Origin of the sequence: Rhodopirellula sp. P2, from assembly GCF_028768465.1 — a bacterium.
Classification (GTDB): Bacteria; Planctomycetota; Planctomycetia; order Pirellulales; family Pirellulaceae; genus Rhodopirellula.
Genome location: NZ_CP118225.1, coordinates 394,138 through 413,469, shown reverse-complemented (window position 1 = coordinate 413,469; position 19,332 = coordinate 394,138). Strand labels below are relative to the sequence as shown.

16 protein-coding genes are annotated in these 19,332 nt (G+C 56.6%); 7 read left to right on the top strand and 9 right to left on the bottom strand.

Going from position 1 to position 19,332, the window contains the following annotated elements; translation table 11 throughout:
- Positions 1-9 precede the first annotated feature (9 nt).
- Entirely contained in the window at positions 10-411 is a 402-nt protein-coding gene (locus PSR62_RS01420) for a hypothetical protein (protein WP_274406057.1), read from the bottom strand.
- 576 nt (positions 412-987) lie between these two features.
- Here PSR62_RS01420 and PSR62_RS01415 point away from each other — a divergent pair.
- Positions 988-2,220, top strand: coding sequence for a threonine/serine ThrE exporter family protein (locus PSR62_RS01415; RefSeq protein WP_274406056.1), 1,233 nt, complete (start codon positions 988-990; stop codon positions 2,218-2,220).
- A 21-nt stretch (positions 2,221-2,241) separates the two neighbouring features.
- On the opposite strand, the gene mntR is transcribed toward PSR62_RS01415, so the two are convergent.
- Positions 2,242-2,655: a manganese-binding transcriptional regulator MntR gene (gene mntR, locus PSR62_RS01410; protein ID WP_274406055.1), complete on the bottom strand. Its 414-nt coding sequence runs from the start codon at positions 2,653-2,655 to the stop codon at positions 2,242-2,244.
- Between the two features lie 259 nt (positions 2,656-2,914).
- Here mntR and PSR62_RS01405 point away from each other — a divergent pair, with 259 nt between their 5' ends.
- Both PSR62_RS01405 and PSR62_RS01400 read left to right on the top strand, forming a co-directional pair.
- Positions 2,915-4,057, top strand: a complete 1,143-nt coding sequence (locus PSR62_RS01405; RefSeq protein WP_443217340.1) for a DUF1559 family PulG-like putative transporter — start codon at positions 2,915-2,917, stop codon at positions 4,055-4,057.
- Positions 4,057-4,407: a hypothetical protein gene (locus tag PSR62_RS01400; protein ID WP_274406053.1), complete on the top strand. Its 351-nt coding sequence runs from the start codon at positions 4,057-4,059 to the stop codon at positions 4,405-4,407. Before PSR62_RS01405 ends, PSR62_RS01400 begins: the two co-directional genes overlap by 1 nt.
- Before the next feature lie 25 nt (positions 4,408-4,432).
- Here PSR62_RS01400 and PSR62_RS01395 read toward each other — a convergent pair whose 3' ends face one another.
- Positions 4,433-5,293, bottom strand: coding sequence for an endonuclease/exonuclease/phosphatase family protein (locus tag PSR62_RS01395; protein WP_274406052.1), 861 nt, complete (start codon positions 5,291-5,293; stop codon positions 4,433-4,435).
- Positions 5,294-6,232: 939 nt separating this feature from the next.
- Positions 6,233-6,571: a tRNA-binding protein gene (locus PSR62_RS01390; RefSeq protein ID WP_274406051.1), complete on the bottom strand. Its 339-nt coding sequence runs from the start codon at positions 6,569-6,571 to the stop codon at positions 6,233-6,235.
- 502 nt (positions 6,572-7,073) lie between these two features.
- Here PSR62_RS01390 and PSR62_RS01385 point away from each other — a divergent pair.
- The gene (locus PSR62_RS01385; RefSeq protein WP_274406050.1) at positions 7,074-8,717 is read left to right on the top strand and encodes an arylsulfatase; all 1,644 of its coding nucleotides are present in this window, start codon (positions 7,074-7,076) and stop codon (positions 8,715-8,717) included.
- A gap of 206 nt (positions 8,718-8,923) precedes the next feature.
- On the opposite strand, the gene PSR62_RS01380 is transcribed toward PSR62_RS01385, so the two are convergent.
- From PSR62_RS01380 to PSR62_RS01370, 3 genes are read right to left on the bottom strand one after another with little or no spacing between them, the layout of a single operon-like run.
- Positions 8,924-9,484: a hypothetical protein gene (locus PSR62_RS01380; RefSeq protein WP_274406049.1), complete on the bottom strand. Its 561-nt coding sequence runs from the start codon at positions 9,482-9,484 to the stop codon at positions 8,924-8,926.
- 27 nt (positions 9,485-9,511) lie between these two features.
- Entirely contained in the window at positions 9,512-10,669 is a 1,158-nt protein-coding gene (locus PSR62_RS01375) for a dipeptide epimerase (protein WP_274406048.1), read from the bottom strand.
- Positions 10,666-11,865 (bottom strand): C40 family peptidase, encoded by a 1,200-nt coding sequence (locus tag PSR62_RS01370; protein WP_274406047.1) that lies wholly within the window; start codon positions 11,863-11,865, stop codon positions 10,666-10,668. The genes PSR62_RS01375 and PSR62_RS01370 overlap by 4 nt, the downstream gene beginning before the upstream one ends.
- 307 nt (positions 11,866-12,172) lie before the next feature.
- Between PSR62_RS01370 and PSR62_RS01365 the strand changes: the two genes are divergently transcribed.
- Positions 12,173-12,634: a DUF1569 domain-containing protein gene (locus tag PSR62_RS01365; RefSeq protein ID WP_274406046.1), complete on the top strand. Its 462-nt coding sequence runs from the start codon at positions 12,173-12,175 to the stop codon at positions 12,632-12,634.
- 213 nt (positions 12,635-12,847) lie between these two features.
- Here PSR62_RS01365 and PSR62_RS01360 read toward each other — a convergent pair whose 3' ends face one another.
- The gene (locus PSR62_RS01360) at positions 12,848-14,323 is read right to left on the bottom strand and encodes an arylsulfatase (RefSeq protein ID WP_274406045.1); all 1,476 of its coding nucleotides are present in this window, start codon (positions 14,321-14,323) and stop codon (positions 12,848-12,850) included.
- 167 nt (positions 14,324-14,490) lie between these two features.
- Entirely contained in the window at positions 14,491-16,002 is a 1,512-nt protein-coding gene (locus tag PSR62_RS01355) for a sulfatase (RefSeq protein ID WP_274406044.1), read from the bottom strand.
- Between the two features lie 572 nt (positions 16,003-16,574).
- On the opposite strand from PSR62_RS01355, the gene PSR62_RS01350 reads away from it, so the two are divergent.
- Entirely contained in the window at positions 16,575-17,336 is a 762-nt protein-coding gene (locus PSR62_RS01350) for an SDR family NAD(P)-dependent oxidoreductase (protein ID WP_274406043.1), read from the top strand.
- A 902-nt stretch (positions 17,337-18,238) separates the two neighbouring features.
- A complete protein-coding gene (locus PSR62_RS01345) occupies positions 18,239-19,330 on the top strand; it encodes a matrixin family metalloprotease (RefSeq protein ID WP_443217339.1) in 1,092 nt (363 codons plus the stop codon).
- Positions 19,331-19,332 lie beyond the last annotated feature (2 nt).

The following is a 19,332-nucleotide window of genomic DNA, read 5'->3' as shown; positions in this document are numbered from 1 at the left end:
GCTCGAGGACTACAGCCGACAACCGAAAACCGGTGTCGAAGTGAGAGGCGGGGTTTGGCCTCGAAGCAACATGGAAATGGATCGCACCCCAAGGTTGTCACCTTCGTGATTCCGGGAAGCGGTGATTCCGCCATGAAAGCGGGGTTTGCCATGCGGGTCGAAAACGACCACCGCGCCCGACGTCTTCATGCCCAGTTCCAACGCCGCCTTCCCTGCCTCATCAGCTTGAACGGAAGCGTGAGGGAGGCGAGCGAGACGGGATGTGATTTTCCCGTCCGTCCAACCGCTTTGGGTGTCGGTGGGATGGTAGACCAGGAATCGGCAGGTCAGTTGGTTATCAACCTGGCGGAGCAGGCGTTGCAGTTCATTGATCGATGCCACCGTGCAGGGGCATTTCGGATGAACGGCCATCACCAATTCCCAGTCGGAAGAGTTGGTTGATCGCGAGACGCCAGTCGGATGTTCAACTGGTCCGGTGGCAGGCGGCGGTTCGGAAGGACCCGCAGTGTTGCCGTAAGAAATCAACGCGAAGAATAGACCCGCCAGGAGGCAGCCCCAAAGAACTGCGACTCGAAAAAGGAACGGCGGGATCTTTCTGGTCGTTGGATGGACCGCTTGCAGGTCCACGCTCTGGACGGATCCAGAGTGGGTTTTTCGATGTAACATGTCACGTGCCCCGCGAGCAATGTTGGATTAGTAGTGTTGTTGCCTTGATTGCTCAAAGCTGTCAAACGCTACATCGGAATTCTGATGCAGTCCTGGAGAATGAGAATTCAACGATCAGAAAGACGCTGCCTCGCCTGGGGGAGCAATGACCTTGGCGGTTGAATCGAATGTGCGGCCCGTGCGGGATTGGAGGGGCGGGCGAGACTGGATCGCGAGCGCGATCCTATTCAGACCGCCGATGGCCTGTTTTAATGCCGTGCTTGAAAGGCCCCTTCTTCTTTGGGGACTCCGTCGCCAGTCACATATTTCAGGTCTGAATCGTTGTCACGAGTTTCTTCCGTCGAGCTCATCATGGAACTGGCGAGGAGCCTGCACGCCTGCGGTTCACCGGCGTACGAGTTGGACTTGGAAATGGAGCAAGTGGCGGCCTCGTTGGGGCATGAAGCGAGCTTCTTTTCGACGCCAACGGCCCTGTTTGTGACCTTTGGTGGCAGCGAGACTCGGTTGCTGCGTGTTTATCCGAGCGACACCAATCTGGGGCGGTACGCCGCGCTGTTTGAGTTGCAACGTGCGATCCAGGAGGACCAGCTGGGGGTCACAGAAGCCTGGGATCAATTGGTCCTGATCAACGAGTTGCAGGACGGTTACGGCCCGGTGGTTCAAATCGCCTCGCAAGGCGGAGTCGCTGCTTGCATCAGTGTTTTGGTGGGAGCGGATGGGGACGTTGCGATGGCAGCGGGCGTGATTGGCTTGATCGTTGGTGTCGTGGTGGTGTGGATGAATCATCTGCGCCATCAGGCCCATTTGATCAACGTGGTCGCGGGGTTTGTGGCCAGTTCGATTGCATGCGGGATTCAGGCCTTCATTGGGCCGGGGAACTTTGAGATCACGTCCTTGGCCGCTTTGATCTTGCTTGTCCCAGGATTGCATCTGACGATCAGCATCAACGAATTGGCAACGCAGAACTTGGCATCGGGGTCGGCTCGGTTTGCCGGTGCGATGACCACACTGCTAACGATCGTGTTTGGCGTCTCGATGGGATATGGATTGGTGAAAGCATTCCGGCCGATTCCGCCCTCGCTGCCCCTGCATTCACCCGACTTGTTGGCCTCGGCATTGGTGTTGCTACCGATCGGGTTGTGCGTTGCCGTGACGTTTCGGACGCGTTACCGCGACATCCCTTGGTTACTCGCATCGACCTTGGTGGGTTACGGTGCGCTGCGTTTGGCGGGAACCACCTTTGGGCCCTTTGCATCGGTTGGGATTGCATCCTTTGTGGCCAGTGTGACCAGCCACTTTGCGTCCAATCGCTTGGGGATTCCAACGGCGGTGATGTTGCTGCCGGCGTTGTTGCTTCTGGTTCCCGGTAGTTTGGGCTTCTCGGGGTTCTCGCAAATCATGGTCCAAGAAGACTTGCCCAGTGGCATTCGATTGACCGCGACGATGATGTTGACCGCGGTCTCGATCGTCGCCGGGTTGCTGCTCACGGATGTGGTCGTTTCGCCTCCGGACAAGCCATTGCCGGAATCAGAAGAGAAGAGTTCGTCGAGCTGAGATCAGAGTCGCAAGGCGTGCTTATTTCGCCGCCGGAAGCCCTTCTTGGAGGATTCGTTTCATCGCCCGGAGCGTTTCGTCGCTGACGTGGTGTTCCATCCCTTCGCTGTCCACCGTCGCGGTCGTCTCGCTGACACCGAGTCGCAGCAGAAACGATCGAACAACTTCATGCCGGTTGCGAGCCCTGGTTGCCATTCGCTTGCCCTGTGGGGTCAGCGTGATGGGTTGATAGGGTTCGGTCATGACCAGCCCATCTCGTTGCAGCCGGCTGATCGTGTTGTTGACCGTCGCGTGCGTGACATCGAAGTGACGCACCAAATCGACGGCTCGGCAGATTCCATTGTTTGAAATGGCTTCCGCGATGGCTTCGACATAATCTTCCGCCACTTCGCTGGCGTGATCGGAGCGGGTGCGTTGATGCGATTGAGAAGGCAAATTGGGCCTCTTGAGACCGTGCAGCTGCAATGGAGGGGAGTTCGGCCGCATTCTAGCATCGGAAGCTGGCCCAGAAACCCACTTGCTCTAGCAATCGCCTGGTGATAGCCTCTGCTAAGAATGTTAGCACGAGCTAACTCGAGGAGGCAGGTTGAAAGAGCATTGGGCCGGAAACGGAATTGCTCGGCACCAAAGCTTCTTCGCTCATTTTTTGGCCCTGAAGTTAGTGCGAGCTAAGTTTTGGTATGGGAGAGAATGGATGAGACAGGTTTCGTCGAGATGGAATTCAGTGAATCGTCGTGACGCTCGCGGGCGGGGGATTGATCGAACGCTGCGATGGGAGTCGGGATTCACGCTGGTGGAACTGTTGGTTGTGATCGCCATCATTGGCGTGTTGGTGGGGTTGTTGCTGCCGGCTGTTCAAGCCGCTCGGGAAGCGGCGCGGCGGATGTCGTGCAGCAACCACCTTCGTCAGGTTGGTTTGGCCGCCCAAAACTACCATTCCGCGTATCAGCGATTTCCGGCCGGCTACGTTTCGTTTCCAACCCGTTCTGGGGTGGCTCCCGCTTCGGTTGCGATGGATCCGGTGACTTGGGACGCGGGGCCCGGTTGGGGCTGGGGGGCGGGGTTGCTGCCATTCCTGGAAGCCACGGCTTTGTCAGGTCAGTTGCGATTGGACGAACCGATCTGGTCGCTGGCCAACGGGGACGCCATCGGATCGAGGGTTCCCACCTTCCTGTGTCCCAGTGCTGCGGGAGGTGACGTGGCGTTTGATGTGCAGGACGACGTCGGCAATCCATTGCAAATTGACGGTCGGGGAATCCAACTGGGACGCAGTCACTACGTCGCCAGTCACGGGCAAGAGAGTTGCTGGGGCGAGTGTGGTTCGGCCGCGACAGGAATTGTCTTCACCAACATTTACACTTCGGAAACGAAGACGATCGTGATCGACGGAGACGCCGGCCGGGTCGCCGATGGTCCGTTCTACCGCAACTCGAGAACTCGATTTCGAGATGTGTTGGACGGGACCAGCAACACGATCTTCTTTGGGGAGCACACCTCATCGCTGAGCGACAAGACTTGGGTGGGGGTTGTCCCGGGGGCGTTCACACATCCTCGTTATGAATCACCTGAAAACGGACCCGATGCCGCGGCGACACTCACGTTGGTCCATGCCGGGCCTTCCGGCGGAGAGCTGGATATCACTGGGTATCCGATCATTCACCCGGTGAACTTTCCGACGTACCACGTGGGGCAAATGGTGTCCGAGCATCCGGGCGGAGGCATGGTTGCGTTTGGCGACGGTTCGGTTCGCTTTGTCACTGAATTTGTGGATCTGTTTCTGTGGGCGGAGATGTCCAGCATGAACGAAAGCGAAGTCATCGATTGGGAGAAACTCTGATGGCAAGTTCGAAAGCGATTCCCGGTGACCAGCGAAACGAAAGGATCAAGTGGGCGTGCCTGGCGATCGCGGTCATCGGTTTGGTGTTCTACTTCTATCCACGCAGCAAAGTCGAGCTGGACGACCAGGGATACGACGCTTCGGTGGCGCTGTACCGGATTTGCAATCAGAAAGACACGGAGTCATTGCAAAAGATTGCGGAGCAAGTCGCCCAGTGGCAAACCGAAGGAAAGATTTCCGAGCAGTCTTACGCTTCGGTCCAGCAGGTCATCGAGGTGGCCAACGAAGGCGACTGGTCCCAAGCCGCCCGCGAGTGCCGGCGAATGATGGAGGACCAGGTCCAAAGATGACGACGCGGTAAACGTCACCTGCGAATCAGTTCGATTGCAATTGCAGAACGGCCATCACGGGCCGGTGATCCGAAGCCAATGGCTCGTCGATCACGTCCACCGTTTTGACGGTCCACTGGGTTTCTGGAGACGCAAACAGGAAATCAATTTCGCGGTCCGGATTTTCAGCCGAAAAGGTGAATGAATCGTCGGCTGGTTTGTCTGCTTCGACAAACCCGTCCTGAAACAGTTTGACGGTGCGTGATTCGGGCGTGTCGTTGAAGTCGCCGAGCAAAATCGCGGGGTTGGAAAGCGATTGAATGAACTCGCGAACCTTGGTCGCTTGTTCGAATCGGACCGTGTCATCGCGAATGTAGTCGAAGTGCACGTTGACCAGCGTCAACTTGTTTCCATCGGGCAGAGTGACGTGAGCTGCCAATGCGACGCGTGGTTCGCGACCGCGAGCCAGTTCGACCGCCTCGGTTTTCTCGATGGGGTATCGCGAAAGGATGGCCATCCCGTATCGGCCTCCGTCGTAATCCATGAACGGGGCAAAGGCGGCATGCATGTCGAGATGTTCGCCCAGCCATTGGGCTTGGTCGACATTGCTGCTTCGCTTGCAACGCTCATCCACTTCTTGCAAGCCGACAAAGTCAGGTTTGAGTTTCGAGATCACCTCCGCTGTTCTTGGCAGGTCCGTTTTCCCATCGTTTCCGTAACCACGTTTGATGTTGTAGGACAGCACGCGATGGGAAGAGTTTGTTTCTTCCGCCGATGATACTCCGGGGGTCGCAATTGATGTCGCGATCGCGATTAGCAAGCCAACCAGGGGGCGAGCTGCTGTTGCGAAAGCGTTTTGTTTGCAAGCAAAGGTTGAGTTGGCGAAGCGGTGAAACGGGAAAGTCATGGTGCGGGTCTTGTCTTGTGAAATGGAAGTCCGGGCAGCAGACAGAACGACATCAATCATAAGCGATGGGTGGATCCTTGCACGAGCTAGCCAAAACGAGCTGGCGTCTTCGTATAGTGGTCGCCAAGCGTTCGAACAAAAGTTGCGACAATTCAGCAGTCAGAATCAGGACATTTCGAAAGTCGAGAAGCATCTTGAGAAAGCGAAGCAATTGGCGAAGAAACTGGAGGACGACGAAAAACAACGGTCCTAGTTGTTTTGCTGCCAAACCTGTTTTGGAACGATGCATTCGCACTAGCGCCGGGCCAAGGTCGCGGCGCTGGTTTCGTTCCAATCAGGTACGCAGGAATGATTGGGTTGAATCCCGTGAGCCGTTTGGGCGTTAGCCTGGCCTGCGAAATGTTCGGTCTTGCCAGCGTTTTGGGCTGCGCAGGTTTTGTTCCTCGACTTCGCCCCAACGGGGCAGCCCTACGCCAGCCCAGGGCAACGCCCTGGGTTGCGGCGGGATCAAGATTGCAAAGCCCCAACGGGGGCGGTCCTAGCGGGTTTTGGGGAGTCTTTCTCAGGGCCGCCCCGTTGGGGCTTGTGTCAGAATCTCCGTCACGAAACCCCAGGCGATGCCTGGGGCTATCTTAGAGTTGCCCCGTTGGGGCGGAGGAAAGAACAGAAACCAACAACGCATCTTCCGTGTCAACGCCAAGCATTCAGCAGGCCAGCGTTAGGACCGCGTGAACAACAAGTGACGTAGCGGTATTGGGCGCGAGCCCTCCGGTTCCTCACCGGACGGCTTGCGCCACACCGCTACGTCACTTGTTGTTCACGCGTTGCTTAGCCCCGGTTGTATGTGAGAGTCGTGACTCCTGCTGACCTGCTAAGAGTTGATCGGAAGCCTATGCCACTGTTTTTCTATTCTGCGCTCGTTGTGAAGGGGGGGATTGCTCAGCCGAGTTTGGCGCCGTTGGGCATCGCTTTGTCCGGAACCGCGAGGATGACCGATCCATCTTCACGGTACAGTCCTGTGAGCAAAAACTCAGACATGATCGGTCCGACCTGTTTGGGCGGGAAATTGACCACGCCGAGGATCTGGCGTCCGACCAACTCTTCTTTGGTGTAGTGCACCGTGATCTGAGCGCTGGTTCGTTTTGTCCCCAACTCCTCACCAAAGTCGACCGTGATTTTGTACGCGGGCTTGCGGGCCTCTGGAAAGTCCTCGACCAGCGTGATTGTGCCCACGCGCACGTCAACGTTTTCAAATTCTTGCCAAGTGATGAGCGACATGATGTTTTCGTTTGAGTGGGGATAACTGAAGACGTGATTTTGACATGCCCGCGTGACAGCTCCTGTCGTAGTGCTCTGTTGTAGCAAGGTGCACTGGAGTCGAGAAAGCCACGTCAGTGCTCGACGACAACGCCATTTGTGGCCGGCATCATCCGACGATCCCAACCTGTAGCTCGGTGGTCCCCCACCGAGCCGAACACTAAATCCCCCGTCCCCTTTATGTGCACCGACGGCTCCCTGCCGGGATGAAAACTGGCGCAACAACCTCAAACATCGAGCAGTCCAGGCGAACGCCATGCTGGCAAGACTCTCCGCTCTGGTTCGGTGATCTTCGAGCCTTGGCAAAATAAGTTATCTGAATGACGTGGGATCTCAAGGTTCCTTGATTCCCACCCGCTAGGATTGTGTCTGTTGAGGCGGGTGGTTTGACGGGAATTTTGCCACTCAATCGCGAGCCTCTCTTTCCCGCCGCGTCCAACTTCGCAACGTCTTCAGGCTAAACATGAACCGTGTCATCTGCACTTCGACATCATCCTTTCAGACGGTTTGCCAAAGACATTTCCGGGCGGCGCTGTGGGTCACTTTTGCGATCGTGGCACTGGCGTCGTCTGGATGGTCCGCTGCGGAAGATCGTCCGAACATCGTGTTGATCATGGTGGACGACATGGGCTTTTCGGACATCGGACCGTACGGCAGTGAAATCCCAACGCCGCACTTGGATGCGTTGGCCGCAAACGGTGCCAAGTTCTCTCAGTTCTACAACACCGGTCGTTGTTGCCCGACGCGAGCCGCTTTGCTCACCGGGCTCTACTCGCATCAAACTGGGATTGGTTGGATGACAACGGACCAAAAGGTGGAAGGGTATCGAGGCCGACTCAATGATCAGTGTGTCACGATTGGCGAAGTTCTTGGGCAGGCCGGCTACTTCACCGCGATGACGGGGAAATGGCATGTGGGTTTCAAGCAAGGAGTCACGCCTTGGGGGCGAGGGTTTGATCGAAGTTTGAATTTGCCGGCTGGTGGTTTGCACTTTTCCAACCAGACGGGATCCAAGGGGGGCACCAAACTGTTCCTCCATGGTCACGAGGTTGCCAAGGACGATCCTCGATTCGATCCACCGTGGTACGGATCTGACTTGTGGACCGAGCAAGGGATCGAGTTCGTCGACGAAGCGATCGCGGAAGACAAGCCATTTTTCTGGTACCTCGCCCATGTTGCACCCCATTTTCCGTGCATGGCGCCAGAAGCAACGATCGCGAAATATCGCGGCAGGTACATGGATGGTTGGGACCAGTTGCGAGAGGAACGATACGCACGCCAGATCCAATCCGGATTGATTGACGCGAGTTGGAGCTTGGAACCTCGGCCCGAGCAAATTCCCGCGTGGGAATCGTTGTCGCAACAAGAGAAAGAACGCTACGACGACATGATGGCGATTTATGCGGCGATGATCGAAGAGGTCGACAAGAACATTGGAAAGTTGGTGTCTGCTCTGGACCGTCGCGGCAAACTCGACAACACGTTGATTCTGTTTTTGTCTGACAACGGCGGCAACGCGGAGGCTGGTGTGAGCGGCCGATACGAAGGCGACTCACCGGGGGATCCGCATTCAGACGTGTTCATCGGCCGTTGTTGGGCTCACTTGAACAATACACCTTTTCGCAAGTACAAGCATTACAACCACGAAGGCGGCATCGCGACGCCGTTGATCGCACATTGGCCGGCCAAAATTCAGCCATCAACCGACCAGAAGGCTTGGATCAAAACGCCCACCCATGTCATTGACTTGATGGCGACGTGTGTTGATTTGGCGAAGGCGGAGTACCCCACTCAGTTCAAGGGCAACGAGATTCACCCGCTCGAAGGTCAAAGTCTTCAGCCATTGCTGACAGGTCAAGGCGAATTTGCAGAGCGTGCTTTGCACTGGGAACACGAAGGCAATGCCGCAGTCCGTGTCGGCAACCGCAAGTTGGTTCGCCAAGGCGCGCGAGGAGCATGGGAGTTGTTCGATCTGGATGCCGATCGAACCGAGCAAGTCAACCTCGCCGCCGATCACCCTGACGAAGTTTCCGAGTTGCAAAAGCAATGGCGGCAATGGGCAAAAAGCCACCAAGTGCTCCCCAAGCCGACTAAAAAGAAAAAATAGTGGTGCGTTCAAGCTTGTGTTGAAGGTAGCGAAACTCGTCAAGAGTTTCGACTTCGCTGGCATGCGTAGGTATGTCTTGTTGTATCCACTGTCGCCAGTCGGTGGACCGCGCGAGAACCGAAGAACAAGTCCTTCGGATTTTCCCGCTACATCAGTCAGTGGACTGACCCACTCGTTTTTCTGAGCGAGGGAAAGCCCTCATCGATTCAAGATCGATCGTCAGCCATTGACCGGAAACGGAAAAGAAAGACAAGGTACCTGATGCGCCTTTGGCCCCAGATGATCAATGATCCCAGAAGGATCGCATTCCATTGAAGGAAGCAAATTGCAACGCTTGGCCAACTGAGCGAGTGATAGGTCTCAAAATCCAATACGGTGATGTCGATGTCGTTGACCGGTACGAGAATTGGCTCGGATGCAACCAGAACGGACTGCGTTGAAATATCCGCGTAGTGTTTTCTTGTTCGTGAAATCGAGGTGCGAGGGGAGAGGAGAGAGCTGGCTTGTACTTTGACAGGCTTGTCCAAAATACTCCCAACCACGATGGATTCTCGTATTTTTTGTCCCTTCCCGCCTCGCCTGATTTTCTCTTCAACAGACGAGATCGTGAGTACTCGCTCCACGTAGAGGTCCTTGTTGGCCGCGTAAGCGATTTGCCGAATCCAACTTGGGAAACCCCAAAATGAAACGGCGACTCCAAGAGCAACTAGAAATGGCAAGTACCTCCAGAACTTCTGCCTGAGAACTTGATTGTCAATTGTCACCATCGATTCCATTGTCAATGCAGTGAAGTGTCACGCGGTTCTCTTTCGGATTCCAATTCCGGGCAAGTCGTTCAACGTCAACTTGCCATCGATCACCTTCACTCCTTCGTAGAGGTCGTTGCTGATCAGGAGGTTGCCGTCGAGATCGGCCCAGTCGACGAGCGGTGATAGCTGGGCGGCGGCGGAGACGGCGCACGAGGTTTCGGTCATGCATCCGATCATCACCTTCATGTCCAACGCCCGGGCCACGGTGATCATCTTTTGGGCCTCCCGCAATCCGGTGCTCTTCATCAGTTTGATGTTGATCCCGGAGTACACGCCTTGGAAGTCGGCCACGTCACCGAGGCGTTGAAACGCTTCGTCGGCGATGATTGGAAGAGGGCTTTTGGCGGTCAACCAAGCCAAATCTTCGACCGCTGTTTTGGGAAGTGGTTGCTCCACAAATTCGACACCCTGCTCGGCCAGCCAGTGTGTCATGTCCAGTGCTCGCTGCTTGTCAGTCCAGCCTTGGTTCACGTCGACATAGATGGGCACGTCGGTCACTGACCGAACCGTCTCGATCATTTCGCGATCGTTGCCTCCGCCCAGTTTGACTTTCAAGACTTTGAAGCGAGTCGCCTCTTCCGTCTTCATCTTCACCACCTCGGGTGTGTCGATGCCGATCGTGAAGGAGGTGACAGGTGTGTTCGCGGGATTGATGCCCCACAGTCGGTGAAGTGGTTGGTCGACCAGTTTCCCCATCAGGTCGTGCAGCGCGATATCGACGCAAGCTTTGGCGGCACGGTTGCCTTCTTCGATCGAGTCGACGTAAGCGAGGATCTCATCGAGCAGAAACGGATCGTCAAACGATTTCAGTTTGACCTTGCTGAGAAACTGCATCACGGACTGCTGTGACTCACCCAAGTACGGCGGCAGGGAGGCTTCGCCATAACCCGTGAGTCCTTCGTACTGAATCTCTGTCAGAACGACTGGCGTGGTGTCGCGTGAGTTTCCGGCGACGGTGAAGGTGTGTTTGAGCTGCAGTTCGTAGGGCCGGAAGCCCAGCTTCATTTTCCCGTTTCGAATCAAGTCGGTCGTTGAGTGAGGTGCCGTGGAGGCATCTTGTGCTGCGCCGATGGTTGTCGGCAGTGCGGTTGCCAAGGCACCGGCTCCCAAGCCTTTGAGAAGGACTCTTCTTCCTCGATTCATTCCGTGCTCCTGATGATTTCGTTGTAAAAGTCGTTCTCGGGGATGGGCAGGAAGCCATTGGGATCTTCGCCGATGATTCGAACCGCTCTGACGAAGATGGCTGGATAGCTGTCGATGAAGTTGGGTTGGCCGCTGTCCATGCTGTTGATGCTCACCCGTTCGCGGTAGCCCGCTGAATGGATGAATTCAGCGTTTCCGATGTACATCGCAACATGCGTGACACGCTCTTTCGATTTGGAGGTTGCTTTCTTTCCAAAGAACAGAAGGTCGCCCGGTTCCAAAGCGTCCGAAACAAATTCCGTGGTCACTTCCCTGCCGATTTGGGCCTGCATGTTGGAATCTCTGGGAAGTTGGATTCCGTTCATGAAGTACACGTTGCAGATCAGCCCGCTGCAATCGATGTTCTTGGACGACATACCTCCCCACAGGTATGGGATGCCATGGAATCTTCGAGCTGTTTCAACAAGGTTGTTTTGCAGAGCCTGTTGGAAGAAGACAGCATCGGCCGGGCTGAGTTGGCGGCTATCGACCCAGCCGATTCGTCCATCAGGGTATTGAATCTGAGTGAAGCCGGACCGCTCAGAGACTTTGCAGACCATGTTTCCAATCACCAGATCCGTCATCGGCATCGATGTCGCGTCGGGAGCACTGTAAGCCAGCCCAGATTGGGCGGTGAAGATGACTTTTTCTGCGTCGCGATACGATCGGAGTTGCTCTTGGTCGACGCGATGGACTTCGGCTGAGTTGACCCAGCCGATGTATCCGTCAGGAACTTGGATCAGACGCTTTCCGCGCTCGGTTTTGAGAATTCGAATGGGAGTTCCGAGAAGAGCTTGCGTGACCAGTTCGGTTTTGCTGCTGGGTTCTCTGCGCAAATGGATCACGGAATTGTTGACCAACGCATTGACCAGCGTTCCAGTTCCGTTTTCGGGAAGGAGGACCAATTGGTTGTCCACTTCCGGGTGTTGTTGTTTGAGGGCTCGCGTCACAGCGGCGTATGTTTCTTCGCTGGACAAACTTCCATGAACACGCCAGCCAGCATCCTCTTTTTCGACACGAACATCCCACCACTGAATTCGCTGGTCAGGTGCATGGGTCTGGCGAAGGGACTCCACCAGTTCAGTCAATCCGGGATGCGTGGGTGTCGGCGGGGCGGCAAACGCAAAGGCAAGCAAGAGCGGTAGAATCAGGATCATCCAGGTGTTTTCGCGAGCGGAGTGGCACGGCTATTCACGTCTTGTCGAATTGCGAATCCGATGCGTGGAATGGAAAGGCAGAGGCGACGGTCCGATTATACGCGAAAGGAATTGGTATCGACGAACATCAAGGGGGGACATTGTTTGCTCATCGCGGCTCAGTGGCTTGGCTGCGGCCCAGTGTCGCGTGGAGCGTTTTTTGGATGGATTGAATGCGGATGAGCTGGATCGCAGAGATAGATTGGGAGGAGCCAATCCAAGACGCTGTTTCTCTTCGCTGTTTCTCTTTTCTATCGCTGGCGACACCATGACCAAGATCTCCAAGCGTTCTCTCGATTTTCATACGGGTGATGAAGTCATCGCTGAAATCAAGCGATTGCAAGCGGACGGGTACACCCAAAACAAAAACTGGAATCTCACCCAGATCTGTGAACACTTGACCGTCATCATGACCGGTGGCATGGAAGGGTTTGGTTTTCGTCTGCCGAAGATTCTTCGAGCCACCGCGCTCAAATGGATCTTCGGTCGAATCCTTCGGCAGCGAAGAATGGCCAGTGCCCCAACGCTGGATCGATTGAAACCCAAGTCGCCGGATGGTCCGGACGACTCAAAGGTGATGGAGGAATGCATCGCGACCATTCGTCGGGCGAGTGCGTTCGAAGGGGCCATGAAAGAGTACCCGTTTCTCGATGGTCTGACGCCCGAGCAGTGGCGTCAGTTCATGTGGCTGCACGCGGCCCATCACCTTGGGTTTTTGACACCCAAGTGAATTTTGAAACCCAGGTGAATTTTGAAACCCAGGTGAATTTTGATGCCCAGGTGAAACTGTGTGGAACGCTTGAGGTGCTTCGCTAAGACGCGCGACGTGGCTTGGCAACGAGGGAAGAAGGAGTGTTGGATCGGAATTGTGGCATGGGCTTCGACTTGTGTTTCGTGCAATCACAGGCTGGAAGCCTATGCCACTTATGTTCCACCCAGTGACTTAGCGTTTGGGAGCTTTCCCGCTCACTTGCCAGTTGGGGTGCGGCACGTGAGCTTCTTCCATCAGCGATTCAAGTTGTTTGACGATCTCGGGATGATCGCTTGCCAGGTTGGTCGTTTCGCCGATGTCCGCTTTCAAATCATACAACTGAGTCGGGCCGGTCATCCAAGGTTGGCGGATGGCTTTCCAGTTGCCGCGTCGAACCGCTTGCCGACCGCCTTGCTCGTAGAATTCCCAGTACAGGTACTCATGCGGTTGTTGGGTTTCCGGGCGGCCGACGATCGTGGGTGCGAAGCTGATGGAATCTGCGTCCTCGGGGAAATCCGTCCCGGCGAGTTCCGCCGTGGTGGCCATCAAGTCACCGAAGTAGCCGATGTGATCGGAGACCGTGCCGGGTGGAGTCGTGCCAGGCCAGCGAACGATCAATGGGACGCGAATGCCGCCTTCGGTCAGGGCTCGTTTCATGCCACGAAGCGGTCCAGCGGGATCGAATTTCTTTGGATTGTGGCCGCCTTCGTTGTGTGGGCCGTTGTCGCTGGAGAACATCACCACGGTTTGTTCATCGATTTGCAATTCTTGGAGCAAGTCGAGAATGCGACCAACGTCCGAGTCCATGCGCGTGATCATCGCGGCTTGGCCTTTGTCTTGGTCGCTCCAATCTTTGTCGGCGTAGATGCCGTAATCGGGCACCTCTTGTCCATTGCCGGACATGCCGGTTCCCTCATTGTTGGCATGAGGGATGGTCAGCGAGAGGTACAAAAAGAATGGCTTGGTTGCGGAGTCCGTCGCTTTTTCGCGAATGAAACCCATCGCTTCATTTGCGATCAGGTCGTGGGAGTAATCGACTCGCTTGGTGGCCCAGCCCCCAGTGAATCCACCGTAGGATCGGTCGCGGCGTTGGACTTCGTTTCGCAAGGCGACCTTGGTCTCGTTTCGCCACAGAAACTCAGGGTAATAGTTGTGTGCGTGGACTTGGTTCAGGTAACCATAGAAGTGATCGAAACCTTGTTTCCGTGGCAGGCCATCACGACCGCCCAGGGCGTCGTCACCCAAACCCCACTTGCCGCACAAGGCGGTGGTGTAGCCGGCGGACTGGAGCACCTCGGCCACGGTCACGTCTTCGTCGCGGAGCGATTGTTTGGACATGTCCGGCCCACCCGCGTTGCCGCGAACGTGGGTGTGTCCCATGTGCATCCCGGTCATCAGCACGCTGCGTGAAGGAGCGCACACGGTGTTGCCGGCATAGAAATCGGTGAACCGCATGCCCTCGGCTGCCATCTGATCCAAGCGAGGTGTTTGAATCAGTTCTTGGCCGTAGCAACCCAGGTCACCATAGCCGAGATCATCGGCCAGGATGAAAACGATGTTGGGCCGGTTGGCGTCCGCTGCGGAACTGGGCGGCGATGTCGCCAAACCAAGCAGGAAGAGCGACGTTAGAACAGCGAAAGAAGATCGAAGGACAGAAGCCAATCGCATGAAGGTTTCTCGGGCGAGGTGAAGGATGCTGGGAGCAGCGATCGTGAAGATCAGCCGCTCGCATTCTAATCGCCTAGGCTGAGCCGGTAAGAGCGATCTGCGTCATCGAGCTTCGAAAGACGTCACCGGCTCGGGGGGAATTGCCGCCCGGCTTCAGCGGTCCGGATTCAGCGATTTCTGGCCGCGGGAGCGGGGTATTTCGCCAATATCTTTGACAATCGCTGGAGCACCTCGGGGTGATCCTCGGCCAAGTTTTTGGTTTCGAGCGGATCCGTTTGATAGTCGTAGAGTTCGAAGACCGGAGCGTCGTCTCCATCGATCGTTTGCCACTGCACCAAACGATAACGCTCGGTCCGAATCGCTCGGCCCAGTTTGCGTTTGGGGAAAGCGTGATAAGCGTGCTCGCGAACTCGGGAGGACGGATCTTTGAGAACGGGTACCAAGCTGACTCCGTCGTTTGGTTGCGGCCCCATTGGTGCAGGCAGTCCGGCCAGTTCAGACAGTGTCGGGAAAAGGTCGACGCTTTCGGTCAACTGCTTGGTGGAGGTGCCCGGCTGGGTGACACCCGGCGCGGTGATCAGGATCGGGATCCGGTTGGCTTGTTCGTAGTTGGTGTGCTTGGTCCAAATGCCGAGGTCGCCGAGGTGGAAGCCATGATCGCCCCAGAGCACCACGATCGTGTTGTCCGAAAGTTCCAAGCGATCCAGCTCCGAAATCACTTTGCCGATTTGGGCGTCGACGTAGCTGACGCTGGCGTAGTATCCGTGAATCAAATTGCGTTTGAGATCGTCATCAAACTCTGCGTTTGGTTGTGTGGGGACGGGTTTGTAGTTGGAGATCTCTCCGCCGCGTTTGCCGGCGACCTGCGGTGCATCGATCGGCAACGCTTCATGCTCAGGCATCGGCAGCGAAGCTGGGTCGTAGAGATCCCAGTACTTCTGAGGGGCACTGAATGGCAGGTGGGGACGGGCGAAGCCGGCGGCGATGAAGAACGGCGTGCCTTCGGTTTGTCGGCGTTGCTTTGCCGCTTGCAGTCGTTTCTTCGTTTCCGCTGCCACACGACCGTCGGCGTAGTCTTCGTCGTCCGCTTCCGGGGATTCATACGCGGCGCCTCGCGGAAGCGATTTGATCTGGCCCAGCATCTGGTTGGTGAAGTAGGCCTCTTCGCGAGTCAGTTGCCCACCAGCGGTGCTTTCGGGTTCCAGGTACTCAATCACTTTTTCTTTGAAGTGGGGAACGGAGAACGATTCCGGGTCGCCATGGTTGCCGTGTCCGATGTGAAAGATTTTGCCCAGAGACTCCGTTCGGTAGCCACCGTGTTTGGCAAAGTGCTGGGGCATCGTGACCGCTTCGGGGATGATCTGACGAAGCTGGCTTCCCAGGCCGTACAAGCCGGTCGATGTGGAGTGTGAGCCCAGCATCAACGTGAAACGGGAGGGTGCGCAGACGGCTTGGTTGCAGTACGCCATGTCGAATCGCATCCCGCGGCTGGCGAGGGCGTCGATGTTGGGCGTCTTCGCATGCGTGTCGCCATAACAACCCAAGGCGGGCTTGAGATCGTCGACCAAAATCAGCAGCACGTTGGGGCGTTCTTCCGCGACCGAAACGTTGGAAGTCGCGAGCGCGAAACAGGAAGTGAGCGTGAAAAACGCGAGGAGTGTTTGGAGGGGAAGGTTCATTGGAGGAACAGGTCTCGGGGATGCTGTCGCCCGTCTTGACGAGCGGTGGCTGGGGCGGGATGACAGATGCGGGGGATGAAAGAGGGAGATTGAATTCGATCGTTTGTCACGCGGCTAGGGCGACTGCAGGGCGATGGGCAATCGTATCGAGCTCGTTCGAGGCGGGGACGCCAACGGTGACACCAGAGGTTGACCACCCAATCGAGCGATCATTTTGCACGAGGAGGGGCCTGTCTGCAAATCCATTGCAACCATCCTCGGTTTCGGCGACGGCTGAGGAGGAGTCCGAGTCGGGGGCATCGTTCCGGGGCGTCGAGCCGGGGTGCAGGTCTCCATCGGGGCTCTGGGGGGGTGTGGGAAGGTCGTGTTTCATTAGAAATGTTGTCGTTTGGCGACGAGCGAGATTTGGAATTTCATTCGCGGTGGACCACTGTTCGGCCCTCTCACGCCGTCGCCGAATGGGCGTGGGTGTCAGGGTGGAGTTGAGTTTTGCGGCGCAAGGGGTGTCGGGATCGTGTTCCGAAACGCCATCCGTTTTGGTATCCGAAACGAAAAACTTTCAAGGAAAGAACATGTCACAGAAGAAAACGGTCATCGTCACAGGAGCTGGATCTGGAATCGGGGCCGCCACCGCGAAGCGGTTCGCTCGTGATGGATACCAAGTCGTTCTCAATGGGCGGACGGCGGGCAAGCTGCAGGCGGTTGCCGATGCGATTGGGACGCCGGATCAGTTGCTGGTTCATACAGGAGATGTTTCGTCCGCCGAGGACGTTCGATCGTTGGTCGAGCAAAGTCTCAAGCGGTTCGGCGGCATCGATGTGTTGGTCAACAACGCGGCGATTTTTGTGGGCGGGGGAATCGACGAAGTTTCATTGGAAGATTGGAACCAGCAGATGGCCGTCAACGCGGGGGGTGTCTTCCTGACGATCAAAGCGACGCTGGAGGAATTGAAGAAGACCCAAGGATCGGTGGTCAATGTTTCTTCGGTATCGGGCTTGGGAGGTGATTGGGGGGCGTTCGCCTACAATGCGACCAAAGGTGCGGTCAGCAATGTCACTCGTGCTTTGGCGTTGGATTTGGGAGCGGTTGGAGTGCGAGTCAACGCGGTGGCACCTAGTTTGACTGGGACGGAGATGACCGAAGAGATCCTGGCCAACGAAACACTGATGCAGAAATTCAGAGAGCGCATTCCGATGCAGCGTCCAGCGGAACCAGAAGAAGTGGCTGATGTGATTGCATTCTTGGCCAGCCACGACGCTCGCTTTGTCAACGGAGTCGTGTTGCCGGTGGACGGCGGGTTGAGTGCTTCCAATGGCCAACCGAACCTTGGCTGATTGATCGGGAGTCGAACCTTCTCTTGAGTTATGATCGGTCAGTTGGGCCGAGTGTGGGCTGTTCTTGTCGGTCCGGCGACGCTGGTTCAAGAGCGGCCCTGATCCGCTTGGCGGCGAGCGGTTCTGCGTTGTTAGCGTTTTTCGAATCCGATGTTGTTCCGATTGAAACTCCCGTCGAGTCGGCCAAGCGTTGAACGAGACCGGTGACTATCAGGTTCGCTTGTCGGAATCGGGCGAAGCGATGGATGTCCTCGTCGCTCACAGTGCGGAAAGAATTCGCGGCCTGGATTTTGTCGTCCTTGCCTGAGAGTTCGGCACCGGAAAAGCCGCGGAGCGGCGACAGGTGCGGCGAACCCACGAACCAACTGTCGTCGCTCCGCGACTTTGGGTTGGGAGGGCCAGCGTTGTCACCTTGGGTTGAAACCCAAGGCTGTCCTATGCCGTCGCTCTGCGACTGTTGCCGTGAACGTTCCCGTACCCCAACCGCGGAGCGGTGACATCTGTCAGCCTCGGGTTTGCAACCCGAGGTCTTGGTTGCAACTCCACACCTCAAGAGCCACGGAGTGGCGACACGTGAGCAAAGCGACGAACCAACTGTCGTCGCTCCGCGACTTTTGTCACGCGGATTTGGGACCGATCGGGTTGGTGGAGGTGCCCGCGAAAGACGGGTGTTTTTGTGAAAATGGTGTGTGGAAGTGACGTGACAGGCAGAGAGATGCCCTCTCTTTGTGGTCCATCAGATGAACGCGCGGTCGGAGCCCGGTTCGTGGTGGGTGGGCTGGCGATTGAAACGATCGCGGATGCCTCCTCTGTCCCTTTTCAATTTGCAGTGTTAGTCCGATATGATTCAGCGGAAGAAACGAACGCGTCGTCTTGCGATCCAGTCTCTGGAAACACGTCGAGTGCTTGCCGCCAGCCTGGGTTGGGATGGGCCGGGACTGGGGAGCGCCGCCCTGACCTATACGATTTCGGGCTCGCCGAGTTCGCTGACGCAGGAAGAGACCGACGCAGCGATCGAAACCGCGTTCGATGCGTGGGCCAGCGTGGCGGACATTGAGTTCACGGAAGTTGACCAAGTCGGACTGAATGATTCCATCGATATCTCGTTCGAGAACTTGGACGGGCGAGCCGGCACGCTTGCGCAGGCATATTTTCCCGACGATGTGAACCCCGCTCGGTTGGCAGGCGACATCCAATTTGATCTGTCGGAGAATTGGGAAGTTGGCAACTCGCTGGGCAATGCCGCGTTTGATTTGGTCTGGGTCGCGGTGCATGAAATCGGTCACTCGTTGGGGCTGGATCACACGGACGCAACGGGAAGTGTTCTGGCGCCATTCGTTTCCGCCAATCAATCGTTCAGCGAACTGGACGAGGATGATGCGATTGCGATCACCCAGTTGTACGCGGCGGCAGATACTGCGGCGGATGAGCCTGTTGACGAGTCGGATCCGACCGACGAATCCGAAGTCTCAACGGATGAGGAGGCGACGGATGCCGCAGACGACCCGGTGTTGGAAGATCCTTCGACGGACGACCCTGGCGATGACGATGACAATGACGATGACCAGGACTCGGGTTCAGGAAACAATGATTTCCGCAACCGTTGGTTTGTCTGGAACCGCTGGTTTCGAAACAGTTTCCGGCAACGATTTAGCGGTCGTTTGGATGCGGAACTGAATGCATACAACGACGTCAACCCAACGGATGTCAATGAAGACGATCGCACAACGGCATTGGACGCGTTGATGGTCATCAATCGGCTCAATCAAACATCGGAGGGTGAGTCCGATGACGTCGAGATGGACGGGTTGTGCGACGTCAACGCCGATGGCGGTGTTTCGTTCGCGGAATGGGAGGCTTTTCGGGAAGAAGCCGAGGCAGCCGATTCGGATTCCGTCTCTTCGAGATCATCGCGGTTGGACCGCGTCGATGCGGCGTTCGTTGCGGTGGGGCGGGAGGCCCCTCGGGAGCGGTTCTCGAGGTTTCGTCGCTGAAT

Bases quoted from the DNA above. Each gene is read 5' to 3' on its own strand.
- PSR62_RS01360 (WP_274406045.1), bottom strand. From the start codon at position 14,323: ATGCGATTGGCTTCTGTCCTTCGATCTTCTTTCGCTGTTCTAACGTCG.
- PSR62_RS01375 (WP_274406048.1), bottom strand. From the start codon at position 10,669: ATGAATCGAGGAAGAAGAGTCCTTCTCAAAGGCTTGGGAGCCGGTGCC.
- PSR62_RS01350 (WP_274406043.1), top strand. From the start codon at position 16,575: ATGTCACAGAAGAAAACGGTCATCGTCACAGGAGCTGGATCTGGAATC.
- PSR62_RS01395 (WP_274406052.1), bottom strand. From the start codon at position 5,293: ATGACTTTCCCGTTTCACCGCTTCGCCAACTCAACCTTTGCTTGCAAA.
- PSR62_RS01385 (WP_274406050.1), top strand. From the start codon at position 7,074: ATGAACCGTGTCATCTGCACTTCGACATCATCCTTTCAGACGGTTTGC.
- PSR62_RS01355 (WP_274406044.1), bottom strand. From the start codon at position 16,002: ATGAACCTTCCCCTCCAAACACTCCTCGCGTTTTTCACGCTCACTTCC.
- PSR62_RS01420 (WP_274406057.1), bottom strand. From the start codon at position 411: ATGGCCGTTCATCCGAAATGCCCCTGCACGGTGGCATCGATCAATGAA.
- PSR62_RS01380 (WP_274406049.1), bottom strand. From the start codon at position 9,484: ATGGTGACAATTGACAATCAAGTTCTCAGGCAGAAGTTCTGGAGGTAC.
- PSR62_RS01390 (WP_274406051.1), bottom strand. From the start codon at position 6,571: ATGTCGCTCATCACTTGGCAAGAATTTGAAAACGTTGACGTGCGCGTG.
- PSR62_RS01370 (WP_274406047.1), bottom strand. From the start codon at position 11,865: ATGATCCTGATTCTACCGCTCTTGCTTGCCTTTGCGTTTGCCGCCCCG.
- PSR62_RS01405 (WP_443217340.1), top strand. From the start codon at position 2,915: ATGAGACAGGTTTCGTCGAGATGGAATTCAGTGAATCGTCGTGACGCT.
- PSR62_RS01400 (WP_274406053.1), top strand. From the start codon at position 4,057: ATGGCAAGTTCGAAAGCGATTCCCGGTGACCAGCGAAACGAAAGGATC.
- PSR62_RS01365 (WP_274406046.1), top strand. From the start codon at position 12,173: ATGACCAAGATCTCCAAGCGTTCTCTCGATTTTCATACGGGTGATGAA.